We start from the raw sequence: 14,470 nt of genomic DNA, 5'->3' as shown, positions 1-14,470 counted from the left end.
TCCGTTCGATGGGCAACGTCCGCTACCCCCCATGCCAGACATTGGCCAGATGGCGCGGGCGATGGCCGGGCGCAAGGAGGATGACGTCGATTCGCATGTCGTCGCCCGGTTTTGCGAGGCTGTGCCACAATATTTCCGCCGCCGCCGCGACCCGCGCCAGCCGGCGCTCGTCGATCGCAAGGTCCAGGTCCGCGCCGTTCGCGCGGGCCTTCACCTCGACGAACGCCAGCATCACGCCCTTGCGCGCCACCAGATCCACCTCGCCCGCCGCCGTGCGCATCCGCCGCCCGACGATCTGCCAGCCTTTCAGGCGCAGCCACCAGCCGGCGATCCGCTCGGCCTGCCGCCCGCGCTTTTCCGCCGCCAGCCGCGCCGGGATGGCGCGCTTCATCCTTTCAGTTCCATCGCCCGATCATAGAGCGCGCGGCGATCCAGCCCGAATTTCTTCGCGACTTCGCCCGCCGCCTTGGACACCGGCAACCGCGTCAGCGCCTCTCGCAATGCCGCGTCGGTATCCTCCACGCTGGCCGGCGGGGCGTCGCCCGGCGGCCCTACGACCACCACGATCTCCCCTTTCGGCGGCGCATCGGCATAGCGAGCGGACAGTTCGCTCAAACGGCCGGTCACCGTCTCCTCGAAGGTCTTGCTGATCTCGCGGCTGACCGCCGCCTCGCGATCCCCCAGATGCGCGGCCATGGCCGACAGGCTTTCCGACAGGCGCGGCCCGCTTTCGTAAAAGACCAAAGTCGCGCGCAATGCCGCCACTTCGTCCAGCGCATCGCCGCGCGCCTTGGCCTTGCTGGCCAGAAATCCCATGAACAGGAAGCGGTCCGTGGGCAGGCCCGACAATGTCAGTGCGGCGATCGCGGCGCTGGGGCCCGGCAGCGTCGTCACCATGCGCCCCGCCGCCCGGGCATCGCGCACCAGCTTATAGCCCGGATCGGAAATCAGGGGCGTGCCCGCGTCGGACAGCAGCGCCACCGATTCGCCCGCCATCCGGTCGACCAGCCGCGCCCGTACATTTTCGGCGCTATGATCATGATAGGGCAGCATCGGCCGGTCGGACCCGGCCGCGCGCAGCAATCGCGCGCTCACCCGTGTATCTTCCACGGCAATCACATCTGCAAGGCGCAGGACTTGCGCCGCGCGCGGCGTAAGGTCTCCAAGGTTGCCGATCGGCCCCGCGACGATGTAAAGGCCGGGTTCAAGCGCAAAAGCAGTATCCATAAGGACGCCAGATGACAGAGACGGATGCCCCCCGGCAAGCAGGCATGTTTGCGGTCATCAAACAGGGCGCGAGGATTATGCTCGCAGCCGGCGCGCTGATGGTCGCGGGGTGCCAGACGATCGTGCCCAAGGGCCCGGCCACGCCGACCCCCACCGGCCCGTCGCGCCCCACCGGGCCGGACGTGACCCAGGGACTGCCGACCGATTCGGCGCGTCATCGGATAGCGCTGCTGGTGCCGATGAGCGGCCCCAATGCCGGGGTCGGCCAGTCGATCGCCAATGCGACCACGCTGGCGCTTATGGACACGAAGGCGGACAAGATCCGCATCACCACATATGACACGAATCTGGGTGCCGCCGCCGCCGCCAACCGGGCGCTGGCGGAAGGCAATCGCCTGATCCTGGGGCCTTTGATGGCCGAAGATGCACGGATCGTCGGACCCATCGCGGCGCGCGGGGGCGTGCCCGTGATCAGTTTTTCCAACGATGTCAGTATAGCGGGCAACGGCATCTACGTCATGGGGTACAACCCCAACCAGTCGATCGACCGGGTCGTCGGTTTCGCTCGCGGCAAGGGTCTGTCGAACTTCGCCGCGCTGATCCCCCACGGCACCTATGGCGAGCGATCGGGCACCGCCCTGCTGCGCGCGGTCGAGCAGGCGGGCGGCACCGTCGTGTCGATGCAGACCTTCGACCGCAGCCCTGCCTCGATCACGGCGGCGGTCAAAAAGCTTCAGGCTTCCTCCAGCTATGATGCGCTGCTGATCGCCGATTCGGGCCGGGTGGCGCTGGCGGTCGCGCCAATCGTGCGCAGGAATGGCGGCGCGACCGCGCGGCTGCTTGGCACCGAATTATGGAATACCGACAATAGCATCGCCGCCGGTCCTGCGCTCCGTGGGGCATGGTTTGCCAGCGTATCCGACGGACTGTACCGCCAGCTTGCGGGCAAATATCGCGCGCGCTTCGGCAGCGCGCCGTTCCGTCTGTCCTCGCTCGGCTATGATGCGGTGCTGCTGACGGTACGCATCGCGCGCGACTGGCAGGCAGGCTCGCCCTTTCCCACCGTCCGCCTGCGCGATGGCGGCGGCTTTTCAGGCATTGATGGCGCGTTCCGATTCAGCCGCAACGGCGTCGCCGAACGCGCGCTCGAAGTGTCGGAAGTGGGCGCGGGCGGCATCAGCGTCGTGGACGCTGCGCCCCGCGCCTTCGGCGAATAAGGCGAGCGGATCATGCGCCTGCTCGGTGCGGTCCTCGCCGGCGGTCGCTCCAGCCGCTTCGGCAGCGACAAGGCGCTTGCCCGCATGCCCGACGGGCGCACCCTGCTCGACCACGCGATCGCGTCGCTCTCGCCTCATGTCGATACGATCGTGCTGTGCGGGCGGGCGTACCACGCGATCACTGGCCTTGCCGATCGGCCGGCCCCCGGCATGGGACCGCTTGGTGGCCTCAACGCCGCCTTGCACCATGCGCTGGAACAAGGCTTCGACGCGGTATTGACCACGGGCTGCGATATGCCGGCCTATCCTGCGGCGCTCCCTGCCGCCCTGATCGGCGAGGGCCCCGCCATGCTCAAGGACCAGCAGTTGCTTGGCTATTGGCCCGCCGCGCTCGCGCCGCTGCTCGACGCGCATCTTGCCGCAGACAATAATCGGTCGATCTTCGGCTGGCTCGATCATATGCAGGCGCGGGTCGTCGCGCTGCCTGGCCTCGTCCTCCCCAACATCAACCGACCGGAAGATCTCGCGGCCCTGGGCAATCGCAGCTAGGCGCGGGGCTGTTGCCCGCGCGTCGAGTTCAATTTAGGGAAAGCGCCGACTCTATTCGAAGGATCACCGCCATGAACCGCAACCTGACTGCTCAGCCCGTTCGCTCAGCCTCCAGGAAAGTTCATGACCATGCCTGCTTCCATCACCCTCTCCCGTCTCGGATGGTCCGCGCCTGACGGCGCCGCTGTCCTTTCGGATCTTGATTTTACTTTCACGCGCGAACGGATCGGAATCGTCGGCCGAAACGGCGTCGGCAAGTCCACGCTCCTGTCCCTGATCGACGGCAGCCGCCAGCCTTCGGCCGGCCGCATCCACATCGAAGGCACGATTGCGACCCTGCGCCAGACCGTGCAGGTCGAACCGGACCATCGGATCGCCGATCTGTTCGACGCACGCGCCGCGCTTGCCTTGCTCGATCGGGCGGAGGCTGGCAACGCGACCATGGCGATGCTGGCGGATTGCGACTGGACCCTTCCCGCCCGGATCGAGGCGGCGCTCGCCACAACGGGACTCGACGCCAGCCCGCAAACGCCGCTCGCCCGGCTTTCGGGCGGCCAGCGGACGCGCGCGGCGCTGGCGGCGGCCATATTCGCCCGCCCTGATTTCCTGCTACTCGACGAGCCGACCAACCATCTCGACACCGAGGGACGCCGCGCGCTGGCCGATATGCTGGCGCAGTGGCGCGCCGGGGCCATCGTCGTCAGCCACGACCGTGCCTTGCTGGAAACGATGGAGGCGATCGGCGAACTCACCACCCTTGGTCTGGCTCGCTATGGCGGCAACTGGTCCGATTACCGCGCACGCAAGGAAATCGAACAGGACGCCGCCGCGCAGGAACTGGACCATGCCACGCGCCGGCTCGATCAGGTCGCGCGCAAGATCCAGCTGACGGCGGAGCGCAAGCAGCGCCGCGACGGCGTGGGCGCGCGGATCGGCGCAAAGGGCGGCATGCCGCGCATCCTGATCGGCGCGCGCAAAAATCAGGCCGAAACGTCAGGGGGCCAGGCGGCGCGGCTCGCAGATCGCCTGCGCGCGGAAGCGACGGAGGCGGAGCAGCTGGCCCGCGCGCGCGTCGAGCATCATGACGACATCACCGTCGCCCTGCCCCCCGCTCGCGTCGCAAACGGTCAGCGGATCGTCACCCTGGGCCGCATAACCGCTGGCTATGATCCGGCCCACCCGGTGCTGCACGATGTCAGCTTCAGCGTGGTCGGCCCCGAAAGGGTCGCGATCGGGGGCGCCAACGGCTCGGGCAAATCGACCCTGCTACATGTCATCGCCGGCTCACTGTCGCCGCTGTCGGGCACGATCGCTTTGCACGTCCCCGCCGCGCTGCTGGATCAGAATGTCGACTTTATCGACCGGCAGGCATCGATCGCCGACAATTTCGCCCGGCTGCATCCCGACATCGGCCATCAGGGCGTCCGCGCAGCGCTGGCGCGATTCGGTTTCCGCGCGGACCTCGCACTGCAACGGGCGGGCACGCTCAGCGGCGGCGAACTGCTACGGGCAGGCCTGGCCTGTGTCCTGTCAGGGCAAGTCGCGCCGCCGCTTTTACTCCTCGACGAGCCGACCAATCATCTCGACCTCGATTCCATCGCGGCGGTCGAGGCCGGGCTTCGCGCTTATGACGGGGCGCTGATCGTCGTCAGCCATGATCGCGCCTTTCTGGACGCGATCGGCATCGACCGGCACATTGCCGTGGATTAATGCCCGCCCATCGCGTTCGCGCCACCAGCCTTGGGCTTGGGCGACATCCAGATGATGCAGAACACGATCGCCAGCACGACCCCGCACAACAGAAAAGTATGGTCCAGCGCCACGATCATCGCCTGCTGATCGACGAGATTACCGATCATCTGCCGGCTTTGTTCCGCCGACATGCCGATGGAGCCGAGTTTGGCCTCGACATCCGCCGGCTGCAACGCGCCCGCCAGTTCGTTATGCGATACGCGCTGCTGGTCGCCCCAAGAGGTCAACACCAGCGAGGTGGCGATTGCGACCGCAAAGGTACGCAGAAAATTCTGGAGTCCCGCCGCCGACGCTGTCTCATGCGGCTCGACCGCGCTCAGCGTCAGCGAGGTGAGCGGGATCATGATGAACGGCATGCCGAACCCCTGGATAAATTGCGGCGTTGCCAGCGTCACGAAGTCGGCCGATGTCGACCAGCGCGACCGCAGGATTGCCATAGCGCAAAGCAGCGCCACGCCACCCGAAACAAGGATGCGCGTGTCGACCTTGCCCATCACCCGCGCGGCCAGCGGCGCCATGAGCACCGACGTCATGGCGGTAAAGGCCGTCACGATCCCCGCCGAGGTCGCCGGATAGCCCATCGACAATTGCAGCCATTGGGGGATGGCCACGACCGTTGCGAAATAGGCGCCGAACGTCAGCGCAAAGGCGAAAACGCCGAACGTATAGCCGGGGTGGCGAAACACCCGCAGGTCGACGATCGGATGTTCCTGCGTCAGCTCCCAGATCAGGAATATGCAAAAACCGATCGCCGCAAAAATCGCGAGCATCACGATCGTTGGATCACCGAACCAGTCGCGATCGCGGCCAATGTCCAGCATGACCTGCAAACAACCGATCCAGAATATCAGCAGCGCAAGGCCGACCAGATCGATGGGGTTCTTCTGGGTCGGCGTGTCGACGGGCTTGAGCAGGGTGTAACCAGACATCACGCACACCATCGCAATCGGGATGTTGATGAAGAATATCCAGTGCCAGCTCCAGTTGTCGCTGATATAGCCGCCCAGGACCGGCCCCATCGCCGGGGCGATCATCGTCGTCATCGCCCAAAGGCCCATCGCTTTCCCGCGCTGCTCCGGGGGGAATACGCGCGTCAGCAACGTCTGCGTCACAGGCATCAAGGGCCCGCCGCACAGCCCCTGACCGACGCGACAGGCAACGATCATGCCGAGCGTCGATGACGACCCGCACAGGAATGAAAATATGCCGAAGCCGATCACCCCCCAAATATAGACCTTAAGCACGCCGAAACGTTGGCTTAACCAGCCGGTCAGCGGCACCGAAATCGCCTCCGCTACCGCATAGGATGTGATGATCCAGGTGCCCTGGTCCGGCGAAATGCCCAGATTGCCCGAAATATGAGGCACTGAGACATTGGCGATGGTCAGGTCGAGCACCACCATGAAGTTCGTCATGGCGAGCACCAGCCCGGCCAGGAAGCGCTGGCGCGGGGTCAATCGATCCCAGGGCGTGAGCGAGTCGGTCATGCTCAGCCGCCCGACAGGTCGATCTCGACCTCTGTGGACAGGCCCACGCGCAGCGGATGAGCGGCCAGTTCCTTGGGATCGAGCGTGATCCGAACCGGCAGGCGCTGGACGACCTTGATCCAGTTACCCGTGGCGTTCTGCGCGGGGATCAGCGAGAGCGACGAGCCGGTGCCGCCCGAAAAGCCGGCGACCCGCCCATGATAGACGACATCGCCGCCATAAATATCGGCCGTGACCCGGGCCGGCATTCCGATTTTCACGTTGCGCAACTGGCGCTCCTTGAAATTGGCGTCGACATAGACCTTGCCGACCGGAACGATCGTCATGATCGGCGCGCCCTGCGCGACCCGCTGGCCGACCTGCACCTGCCTTCTGGTCACTACCCCGTCGATCGGGGCGCGGATCACGGCGCGGTCGAGGTCGAGCTTGGCGTTGTCGAGCCGTGCCTGTGCGGCCTGCACCGCCGGATCGGTGTCGATCGTCGAATCGCGCACCAGCGCATCATTGGCCGCCAGTTCGCCGCTCGCCGCGCCCCGGCTCGCTTGCGCCTGCGCCACGCCCGCCCGCGCAACCTCTACGGCCGCCCGCGCGGCGATATAGGATTTGCGCGCGCTGGTCAGTTCGTCGCCGGATACCGCGCCGGCGGGCGCCAACGCCTCTCGCCGCTGAAGATCGACGCGCGCCTTGTCGAAATCGGCCTGCGCCGCCGCGACCTGTGACTGCGCCCGCGCAATGTCCGCCCCGCGCGCCGTCACCTGCGCCGACAGGGCCGTGCTCGTGGCCGAGGTCTGCCGGAAACGGCGGCGCGCTTCGGCGAGATCGGCCTGCGCCTGCGCGATGGCGATGCGGGCGTTTGTCGGGTCGAGCCGCACCAGCACGTCGCCGCGCTTCACCATCTGGGTGTCGCTCACCGCGACCTCGATCGCCTGCGCGGAAATCAAGGGCGTCACCTGCGCCATTTCGGCGTTCACATAGGCATTGTCGGTGCCGACATGGTGACGGCCGATCAGCAGATACCAAAGCCCGTAGACAAGCGCGGCAACCGCCACGACGAGCACCAGCCGGACCAGCCAGGTCTTGCGCGTCTGCGTGCGGCTGGCGGCGGCACTGGAGTCGGCAGTGAATTCGGGCGCGGCGTCAGCCATTGGGTCGGTCCTTGGGCAGAGCGTCGCTGGCGGTGAAACCGCCGCCCAGCGCGCGAATGAGAGCAATGTCGAGCGCAAAGGCCCGCGTATCGAGTTGCGCGACAGCCTGGCGCGCCTGAAGCAATCGTTCCTCGATCAGCAGCACGTCGAGATAGGCCGAAAGCCCGCCCCTGAACCGCAGTTGCGCGATTCCATAGGCGTCCTGCGAGGCCTTGAGCGCTGCGCGGGCGTCCCCCAGCCGACTGTCCAGCGCCTTCTGGCTGGTCACGGCGTCAGCGACCTGCCGATAGGCATCCAGTACCGTTCGATCATACGTCGCGACCGCTTCGTCATAGGTCCCGCGCGCCCCGCGATATTGGCCAGACAGCGCGCCGCCGTGGAAGATGGGCAGGCTGATGGCCGGGCCTACGCTGCCATAAATGGAATCGTTCTTGGTCAGGAGGTCTAGACCCAAGGATTGGACCCCGATCAGCGCCGACAGGCTGATCGCCGGAAAAAAAGCGGCGCGCGCCTGCTTGATCCGGCTGGCGGCCGCTTCTGCCCGCGCCCGGGCGGCAGCGACGTCAGGGCGCCGCCCCACCAGATCGGTCGTGATTCCGGCGGGCAGCCCGCGCGGCGCAAAGACCGCCAATGCGGGCCGCGCGATATCCAGCCCGCGGTCCGGTCCCGCCCCGACCAGCGCCGCAATCTGGTTGCGACGCAGGGCGATGGCTTCCTCGGCGGCGCTCAGGTCGGCCCGGGCCGACAGTACGCCCGCCTCCGCCTGCCGCTGGTCGCCACGCGTATCGAGCCCACTCTTGACCCGGTTTTCCACGAGCGAACGCGTCGCGCTGCGAATGTCGAGCGCACCTTGCACGATGTCGCGCTCGGCATAGAGGCGAGCCAGATCGGCATAGGCATCGGCGATGCCGGTCGCGAGCATCAGCCGCGCCTGTGCGACATCGATCTGTGCCGCCCGCGCCTCGGACGTCGCGGCTGCCAGCGCGGCCCGGTTACGGCCCCACAAATCGAGATCGAAGTCGAACGAAAGAGCCGCCATTCCATGATCGTTCCAGCCCTGAGGGAGGAAATCCTTGAAATTCGCGGGAAAACCATTGTTCAGGCTCTGGCGCTCCTCGGTCACGCTGCCGCGCGCGTCGATTCGTGGCAACAGTGCCGCGCCCGCCTCCCGAGCGAGCCCCTGCGCCCGAAGCAGGCGGCCGGCTGCGGCCGCCACGTCCGGTGATCCGCTCAACCCTTCCGTGATCAGCCGGTCCAGCTGCGGGTCGCCATAGGCCGTCCACCAGCCATCGCCGGGCCAGGCCGCGGCGGTCGCCGGCAAGCTGCGGGTGGCGGCAATATTGTCGGCCGTCCGCAGGCTGGGCCTCGGGCCGAGATCGGGAACCGAAGCACAGCCGCCCAGCAGCGTGAGCGATACTGCTATCGCACTGAAACGGGCGCCAATGGGGAAGCGACTCACCGACATATCAAACCGTACCATCTAGTATGAAATTGGCCTTTGCCGCCTGCGCCCGCCCTTGTCAATCGAAATAACGTACTATATGGTACGGTTTTATGACATATATCGCCCCCTCCTCCCTTAGCCGTCGGGAAGCCCGCCGGATCGACCGGCGCGAGGCGATCCTGACGGTTGCGGAGCGCTCCTTCATGGAACATGGCTATGCGGGAACGACCATGTCGGCGATCGCCGCTTCGCTGGGCGGGTCGAAAGGTACACTCTGGAATCATTTTCCGTCGAAGGAAGAGTTGTTCGCAGCCGTACTTGAGCGGGCGACCACGGATTATCGCCTGCGTTTGTCCCAGATTCTCGATCCGGGCGAACAGGCGATCGATACCCTGCGACATTTCTGCGTCAGCTTCCTCGAAAAAATAACGTCGCCTGAGTCCATCGCTCTTTATCGGCTCGTGGCCTCGGAAGCCGGTCGCTTTCCCGAGATCGGCCATATCTTCTATCAACATGCGCCCCGGCACACCCGGCATCTGCTCGCCGCCTATATCGCGGGCGCGACGGAGCGCGGCCAGTTGCGCGCCTGTGACCCCGAGTTGGCGGCGCGGGCCCTGACGACGCTGGTGATGTCGGGATGTCACCAGCAACTGCTATGGGGCCTGATCGATACCGCCCCCGCCGATCTGATAGCAGGCGACGCGGAGTTCGCGACCGACCTGTTCATGCGCGCCTACGCGCCCTGACTGCCTGCCACGCTTCACAAGCCGCGCGAATGGCGCATAATGCGCCCATGCCCATCCTCGACCGCATCGCCGCTTTCCATGATGACATGGTCGCCTGGCGTCACTGCCTGCACCGGCACCCCGAAACCGCCTATCTCGAACATCGCACCAGCGATTTCGTCGCCGAGCGGCTCGAATCCTTCGGCATCCCGATCGAGCGCGGCATCGCCGGCACCGGGCTGGTCGGCACGCTCAGGCGCGGCGATGGCCCGGCGATCGGATTGCGCGCGGATATGGACGCGCTCCCGATCCTCGAAGCCAATGGCTTCGATCACGCGTCCCGCGCACCCGGGCGCATGCATGCCTGTGGTCATGACGGGCATACCGCCATGCTGCTCGGCGGCGCTCGTTACCTTGCTGAAACCCTCGATTTTCGGGGCACAGTGCATTTCATCTTCCAGCCGGCCGAAGAAGGCGAAGCGGGCGGCCGCCGGATGATAGAGGAAGGCCTGTTCGATCGCTTTCCGGTCGATCGCGTCTTTGGCATGCATAATTGGCCGGGCATGCCGGTCGGCACGATCGGCGTGCGTCCGGGCCCGATGATGGCCTCGTCCGACAGTTGGGAAATGATCGTGCGCGGCAAAGGCGGTCACGCGGCGATGCCGCATGAATGCGTCGATCCTGTGGTCGTCGCGGCTCAGATCGTGACCGCGCTCCAGACCATCGTCAGCCGCAATCTTCATCCGGTCGACGCGGGCGTCGTCAGCGTGACCCAGATCCATGCGGGCGACGCCTTCAACGTCATCCCCGCCAGCGTCGTCCTGCGTGGCACTGCCCGCGCCTTTCAACCCGCCACGCGCGACCATGTCGAACGACGCATGGGCGAGATCGCGCAGGGTATCGCGCTGTCGGGCGGCTGCACCGTCGCCTTCGACTATGACCGGCGCTATCCCGCGACCGTCAACTGGCCGGAGGAAGCGGCCATCGCCGCCGACATCGCGGAACGCGTGGTCGGCGCGGCCAATGTCGATCGCGATCCCCGTCCGACCATGGGGGGCGAGGATTTCGCCTTCATGCTGGAGGCGCGGCCCGGCGCCTATCTGTTCATCGGCAATGGCCCGTCGGACGAAGGGCGCGTCCTCCACAGCCCGCATTATGATTTCAACGATGCGCTGCTGCCCATCGGCGCCAGCTATTGGGCGACGCTGGTGGAACGCCTGCTGCCGGCCTGACGGCAGCATGGGACGTTAACCATTTCTTTGCAGGGCGTTTCTAGGCTGGCGCGACGCAAGCCAAGGAAACGCCATGCCGATTTTCAGGCGCAATCGGACTCGCCACCCGCAAGATCTGGAAGCGCCAGAGGGCGAGCAGACGCGGTGCCGTCTGCGCGTCCTGCTGATCGATGAAAATCCCACGGCGCGGGGCGTGGTCGGCCGACGCCTTTCGCACCTCAACTATGACGTCGCGCTAGCTGAAAATGGTTTCATCGCGCTCAACACCCTTGTGGCCCGGCCCGCTGACATCATCCTCATCGATATGGGCCTGACGATGCTGTCCGGCATCGCGACCATGAAGAAGATCCGCGCGTCCGGCCTGGCCGGCAACGCCTGCTTCGTCATGATCACCAGCCGCCTCGATCCCGCAGCGGCAGTCGAAGCGCTCGATGCCGGCGCGGATGACCATGTCGTAAAACCCTTCGACCTCGACATGCTGGATGCGCGCCTACGCCATCAATTTGCCAGAGTGGAGAAATTGGGCGACCTCGCCCGCCGCAATGCGGAACTCGACGCCCGCATCGCCCGCCGCGCCGTGGAACTGGGCGAAACCCGGGATGCGCTCCGCGAGATGCAGGCGGATCGCTCTCGCCTCGTCAACTCGATTCAGGCGCTCCATGACGAAGTCGAGCGGCTGAGCGCGTCCGCTGCCTGAACCTACCGCCGCAACCAGTTGGTCGCGGCGAACCAGCCGCCGATCCCCAGCGCCATCACGACGCACACCCCCACTACCCCGGCAAACGCCCAATGTTCATGGGCGAAGGGAATGCCCTCGACATTCATCCCGAGCAGGCCGGTCAAAAACGTCAGCGGCAGGAACACCAGCGCCACCACGGCAAGCACCAGCGCCTGCCGGTTCATCTGCTCCGCGCGCAGGTCGGTCAGTTCCTCGTGCGCCAGCGCGGACCGTTCGCGCACGGCCTCCAGTTCCTCCGCCATGCGCGCGCAGCGATCCGCCGCTTCCTGAAGGTGCAGCCGGTCGTCGGGATGCAGCCACGGCGCATCGGCCAGTGACAATCGCTCCAGCGCCTGCCGCTGCGGCGCGATGAACCGGCGATAGCCGATCGCGGTCGCGCGAATATCCGATACCCGGCGGCGCGCTTCGGGTGCGCCCGATTCGGCGAGCGCGCTTTCGATTTCGTCCAGATTGTCGCCCAGATCGGCCACTTCCGGGTCGAGCGCCTCGGTGATCTGCTGCGCGAACGCCGCGATCAGGTCACCGGGATCGCGGATAGCGCCGTCCAGCATCTGCGCCGCCACGAAGTCCAGTGCGGCAAGCGGTCGGAAGCTGACCGTCATGACCCGCGCATGTTCCGCCCACATGCGGATCGACACGAGCGGATCACCCTCATCCTCTTCGACTGTGCCCAGCCCGCGCAGATTGATCAGCGCGCCATGTCCCATGATGGTACAGCGGGGCCGGGTTTCCTGCGCCAGCAGTGCGGACAGCGCGGCGTTGGGCATATCGCCGCAGCGTTCGGCCACCTCGCGCGCATCCTCATGCGTGCCGTCGATATGAATCCAGCTGAACGGCGGTCGCTCCGGCATGCCCCGCAGCGCCTCGACCGACATTTCCTGCGCCGCGTGGCCATCGAAGACGAACACCCGGCTCACAACGGCATCTCCAGCCACAGCGACAGGCCGGCACCGGGCTCGGCAGGCGCCCGCTCCGCAACGATGCGCGCCGCATCTGCCCGCGCCCGGTCCAGTATCGCCCCCGGCACGTCGGGCGCATAATAGACCCGGTCAGCTTCCCCCAGCAGCCGAGCCATGCGCAAGGTCAGATCATCGGGATCGGCCGACGTCAGCCGCAGTTGGACCAGCCCGCCCTGCCCCGCATCCTGCTCACCCGCCAACCAGCCAGCCACGCCGCCCCCGCCCGCACCCAGCGGATCGATCGCCCCGCCCGACGCAAGTCCCGCATCGATCGCCCGCCGCCGCGCACCCGCATCGGCCCAGCGCGCCCGGATCGCGTCACGCGCCTCGAACAAGGCCGTCGCCAGCGCCCCCAACCCGGCCGGCAGCAGCGCTTCGATCCGCTGCCGCAGCGCCTTGGCCAGCCCCGCCGACGCACCGCCGGTGCCGATCGCGATCAGCACCGGATCACGATCGACGATCGCCGGCAGCGTGAAATCGCACAGCTCGGGCCGGTCGGTCGCGTTCACGAGAATGCCGCGCGCCTGCAACCGCATCACCGTCGCCTCGTCCCCGTCGGAGACGATCGCCACCGCCGCAGCCCGACTGTGCGACATATCGTCCTCGCCCACCACCAGCGCGCCTGCCCGCTCCAGCAAGCGTCGCTTGGCCTCCGCCGCCTCACCCGCGCCGGTCAGGATGACTGGCCGGCCCGTCAGCCTCAGAAAGACCGGCAGGCTGTGCATCAGTCGCCGATCCAGTCGGGAATACTGTCACCCTCGATCAGCGCTTCGATCGGCGGGCGCGCCCGCACCACCGCCCATTTGTCGCCCGACACCAGCACTTCGGGCGTCAGAGGCCGGCTGTTATAGGTGCCTGCCATAGTCGCGCCATAGGCCCCGGCCGTCATGAAGGCGACGAGGTCGCCCGCCGCCACCCGATCCATATCGCGGCCCATCGCGAACGTATCGCCGGTCTCGCACACCGGCCCGACCACATTGGACGCAACTCGCGCGCCCGCCGGCCGCACCGCGCGAATATCATGCCATGCGTCATAGAGGCTCGGCCGCAACAGGTCGTTCATCGCCGCGTCGACGATCACGAAGGGCGCGTTCGCCCCCTCCTTCACCCGAATGACCCGCGACAGCAACGCGCCGGCATTGCCGACGATCACCCGCCCCGGCTCGAACATCAGCCGGACGTTCCACCCCTGCGTTACCCGCGTCACCATCTCGCCATAGGCCGCCGGGCTTGGCGGCACCGGCAAGGCGGGATCGTAGGGCACACCAAGGCCCCCGCCCAGATCGGCGGTGCGAATATCATGCCCCGCCTCGCGCAATCGCCCGATCAGCGCACCGACCTTGGTGAACGCCGCCTCCAACGGCGCGAGATCGGTCAACTGGCTGCCGATATGGACCGCCACGCCCTGCACATCGAGGCCGGGCAGATCGCGCGCCGCCGCATAGGATGCCAGCGCGCGGTCATAGGGAATGCCGAACTTGTTTTCCGACTTGCCGGTCGAGATCTTGGCATGAGTGCCTGCGTCCACATCGGGGTTGATGCGATAGGCCACCGCCGCGCGCCTGCCCATCGACAACGCGACCTGCGAAAGCATCTCCGCCTCCGGCTCGCTTTCCAGATTGAACTGGAAAATCCCCCGTTCGAGCGCAATCCGCATCTCGTGCTCGGTTTTGCCTACGCCTGAAAAGACGATGCGGTCCGCCGGGATGCCCGCCGCGATCGCGCGCAGCAATTCGCCGCCGGACACCACATCCGCACCCAGCCCCATCCCGGCCAGCGTCGCCAGCACCGCCGCATTGGGATTGGCCTTGACCGCAAAGGCGATCAGCGGGTTGTCCAGCCGCGCCAGCGCGTCGCGAAACACGCCGACATGGCGGCTCAGAGTCGCGGTGGAATAGACATAGACGGGCGTACCCACGGCTTCCGCGATCGCCTCCATCGGCACCTGCTCGACCAGCATGGCCCCGCCCACATATTCGAAATGATCCAACTGT

Annotated in this window: 14 protein-coding genes; 6 read left to right on the top strand and 8 right to left on the bottom strand. The window is 66.7% G+C overall.

The window, feature by feature from the left end; translation table 11 throughout:
• Positions 1-22 precede the first annotated feature (22 nt).
• Together WG907_RS09750 and rsmI are read right to left on the bottom strand one after the other, a co-directional pair.
• Complete coding sequence (locus WG907_RS09750; RefSeq protein WP_340232584.1) at positions 23-391, bottom strand: YraN family protein; 369 nt, start codon at positions 389-391, stop codon at positions 23-25.
• Positions 388-1,227, bottom strand: coding sequence for a 16S rRNA (cytidine(1402)-2'-O)-methyltransferase (rsmI, locus tag WG907_RS09745; RefSeq protein ID WP_340232583.1), 840 nt, complete (start codon positions 1,225-1,227; stop codon positions 388-390). Before rsmI ends, WG907_RS09750 begins: the two co-directional genes overlap by 4 nt.
• Positions 1,228-1,238: 11 nt before the next feature.
• Between rsmI and WG907_RS09740 the strand changes: the two genes are divergently transcribed.
• The 3 genes from WG907_RS09740 (at position 1,239) to WG907_RS09730 (ending at position 4,703) form a co-directional block, all read left to right on the top strand.
• Positions 1,239-2,444, top strand: a complete 1,206-nt coding sequence (locus WG907_RS09740; protein WP_445326800.1) for a penicillin-binding protein activator — start codon at positions 1,239-1,241, stop codon at positions 2,442-2,444.
• Between the two features lie 12 nt (positions 2,445-2,456).
• Positions 2,457-2,993, top strand: coding sequence for a molybdenum cofactor guanylyltransferase (gene mobA, locus WG907_RS09735; protein WP_340232582.1), 537 nt, complete (start codon positions 2,457-2,459; stop codon positions 2,991-2,993).
• Positions 2,994-3,116: 123 nt separating this feature from the next.
• On the top strand, positions 3,117-4,703 hold the full coding sequence (locus WG907_RS09730; protein ID WP_340232581.1) for an ABC-F family ATP-binding cassette domain-containing protein: 1,587 nt from the start codon (positions 3,117-3,119) through the stop codon (positions 4,701-4,703).
• Here WG907_RS09730 and WG907_RS09725 read toward each other — a convergent pair.
• Genes WG907_RS09725 through WG907_RS09715 form a run of 3 tightly spaced genes read right to left on the bottom strand, consistent with a single transcriptional unit; the run spans position 4,700 to position 8,842 of the window.
• Entirely contained in the window at positions 4,700-6,232 is a 1,533-nt protein-coding gene (locus tag WG907_RS09725) for a DHA2 family efflux MFS transporter permease subunit (RefSeq protein WP_340232580.1), read from the bottom strand. The genes WG907_RS09730 and WG907_RS09725 overlap by 4 nt on opposite strands.
• A 2-nt stretch (positions 6,233-6,234) precedes the next feature.
• Positions 6,235-7,377, bottom strand: coding sequence for an EmrA/EmrK family multidrug efflux transporter periplasmic adaptor subunit (locus WG907_RS09720; protein ID WP_340232579.1), 1,143 nt, complete (start codon positions 7,375-7,377; stop codon positions 6,235-6,237).
• Positions 7,370-8,842, bottom strand: a complete 1,473-nt coding sequence (locus WG907_RS09715; RefSeq protein ID WP_340232578.1) for an efflux transporter outer membrane subunit — start codon at positions 8,840-8,842, stop codon at positions 7,370-7,372. The genes WG907_RS09720 and WG907_RS09715 overlap by 8 nt, the downstream gene beginning before the upstream one ends.
• 89 nt (positions 8,843-8,931) lie before the next feature.
• Between WG907_RS09715 and WG907_RS09710 the strand changes: the two genes are divergently transcribed.
• From WG907_RS09710 to WG907_RS09700, 3 genes are all read left to right on the top strand, one after another.
• Positions 8,932-9,567, top strand: coding sequence for a TetR/AcrR family transcriptional regulator (locus WG907_RS09710; RefSeq protein ID WP_340232577.1), 636 nt, complete (start codon positions 8,932-8,934; stop codon positions 9,565-9,567).
• Positions 9,568-9,596: 29 nt separating this feature from the next.
• A complete protein-coding gene (locus WG907_RS09705; RefSeq protein ID WP_340232576.1) occupies positions 9,597-10,778 on the top strand; it encodes a M20 aminoacylase family protein in 1,182 nt (393 codons plus the stop codon).
• Between the two features lie 73 nt (positions 10,779-10,851).
• Complete coding sequence (locus tag WG907_RS09700) at positions 10,852-11,475, top strand: response regulator transcription factor (RefSeq protein ID WP_340232575.1); 624 nt, start codon at positions 10,852-10,854, stop codon at positions 11,473-11,475.
• 2 nt (positions 11,476-11,477) lie between these two features.
• On the opposite strand, the gene WG907_RS09695 is transcribed toward WG907_RS09700, so the two are convergent.
• From WG907_RS09695 to lysA, 3 genes are read right to left on the bottom strand one after another with little or no spacing between them, the layout of a single operon-like run.
• Complete coding sequence (locus WG907_RS09695; protein WP_340232574.1) at positions 11,478-12,434, bottom strand: zinc transporter ZntB; 957 nt, start codon at positions 12,432-12,434, stop codon at positions 11,478-11,480.
• Positions 12,431-13,201: a precorrin-2 dehydrogenase/sirohydrochlorin ferrochelatase family protein gene (locus tag WG907_RS09690; protein ID WP_340232573.1), complete on the bottom strand. Its 771-nt coding sequence runs from the start codon at positions 13,199-13,201 to the stop codon at positions 12,431-12,433. The genes WG907_RS09695 and WG907_RS09690 overlap by 4 nt, the downstream gene beginning before the upstream one ends.
• Positions 13,201-14,466 carry a diaminopimelate decarboxylase gene (lysA, locus tag WG907_RS09685; protein WP_340232572.1) on the bottom strand — a complete coding sequence of 422 codons (1,266 nt, stop codon included), beginning with the start codon at positions 14,464-14,466 and terminating at the stop codon, positions 13,201-13,203. The genes WG907_RS09690 and lysA overlap by 1 nt, the downstream gene beginning before the upstream one ends.
• Between the last annotated feature and the right edge of the window lie 4 nt (positions 14,467-14,470).

It is taken from the genome of Sphingobium fluminis (genome assembly GCF_037723805.1).
In the GTDB taxonomy this organism is placed as follows: domain Bacteria; phylum Pseudomonadota; class Alphaproteobacteria; order Sphingomonadales; family Sphingomonadaceae; genus Sphingobium.
The sequence above is the reverse complement of the archived record's forward strand: the minus strand, read 5'-3'. Positions and strand labels throughout refer to the sequence as shown.

What these genes read in the sequence shown, in the direction of transcription:
- WG907_RS09750 (WP_340232584.1), bottom strand. Translation starts at nt 391, where the DNA reads ATGAAGCGCGCCATCCCGGCGCGGCTGGCGGCGGAAAAGCGCGGGCGG.
- rsmI (WP_340232583.1), bottom strand. Translation starts at nt 1,227, where the DNA reads ATGGATACTGCTTTTGCGCTTGAACCCGGCCTTTACATCGTCGCGGGG.
- WG907_RS09740 (WP_445326800.1), top strand. Translation starts at nt 1,239, where the DNA reads ATGACAGAGACGGATGCCCCCCGGCAAGCAGGCATGTTTGCGGTCATC.
- mobA (WP_340232582.1), top strand. Translation starts at nt 2,457, where the DNA reads ATGCGCCTGCTCGGTGCGGTCCTCGCCGGCGGTCGCTCCAGCCGCTTC.
- WG907_RS09730 (WP_340232581.1), top strand. Translation starts at nt 3,117, where the DNA reads ATGACCATGCCTGCTTCCATCACCCTCTCCCGTCTCGGATGGTCCGCG.
- WG907_RS09725 (WP_340232580.1), bottom strand. Translation starts at nt 6,232, where the DNA reads ATGACCGACTCGCTCACGCCCTGGGATCGATTGACCCCGCGCCAGCGC.
- WG907_RS09720 (WP_340232579.1), bottom strand. Translation starts at nt 7,377, where the DNA reads ATGGCTGACGCCGCGCCCGAATTCACTGCCGACTCCAGTGCCGCCGCC.
- WG907_RS09715 (WP_340232578.1), bottom strand. Translation starts at nt 8,842, where the DNA reads ATGTCGGTGAGTCGCTTCCCCATTGGCGCCCGTTTCAGTGCGATAGCA.
- WG907_RS09710 (WP_340232577.1), top strand. Translation starts at nt 8,932, where the DNA reads ATGACATATATCGCCCCCTCCTCCCTTAGCCGTCGGGAAGCCCGCCGG.
- WG907_RS09705 (WP_340232576.1), top strand. Translation starts at nt 9,597, where the DNA reads ATGGCGCATAATGCGCCCATGCCCATCCTCGACCGCATCGCCGCTTTC.
- WG907_RS09700 (WP_340232575.1), top strand. Translation starts at nt 10,852, where the DNA reads ATGCCGATTTTCAGGCGCAATCGGACTCGCCACCCGCAAGATCTGGAA.
- WG907_RS09690 (WP_340232573.1), bottom strand. Translation starts at nt 13,201, where the DNA reads ATGCACAGCCTGCCGGTCTTTCTGAGGCTGACGGGCCGGCCAGTCATC.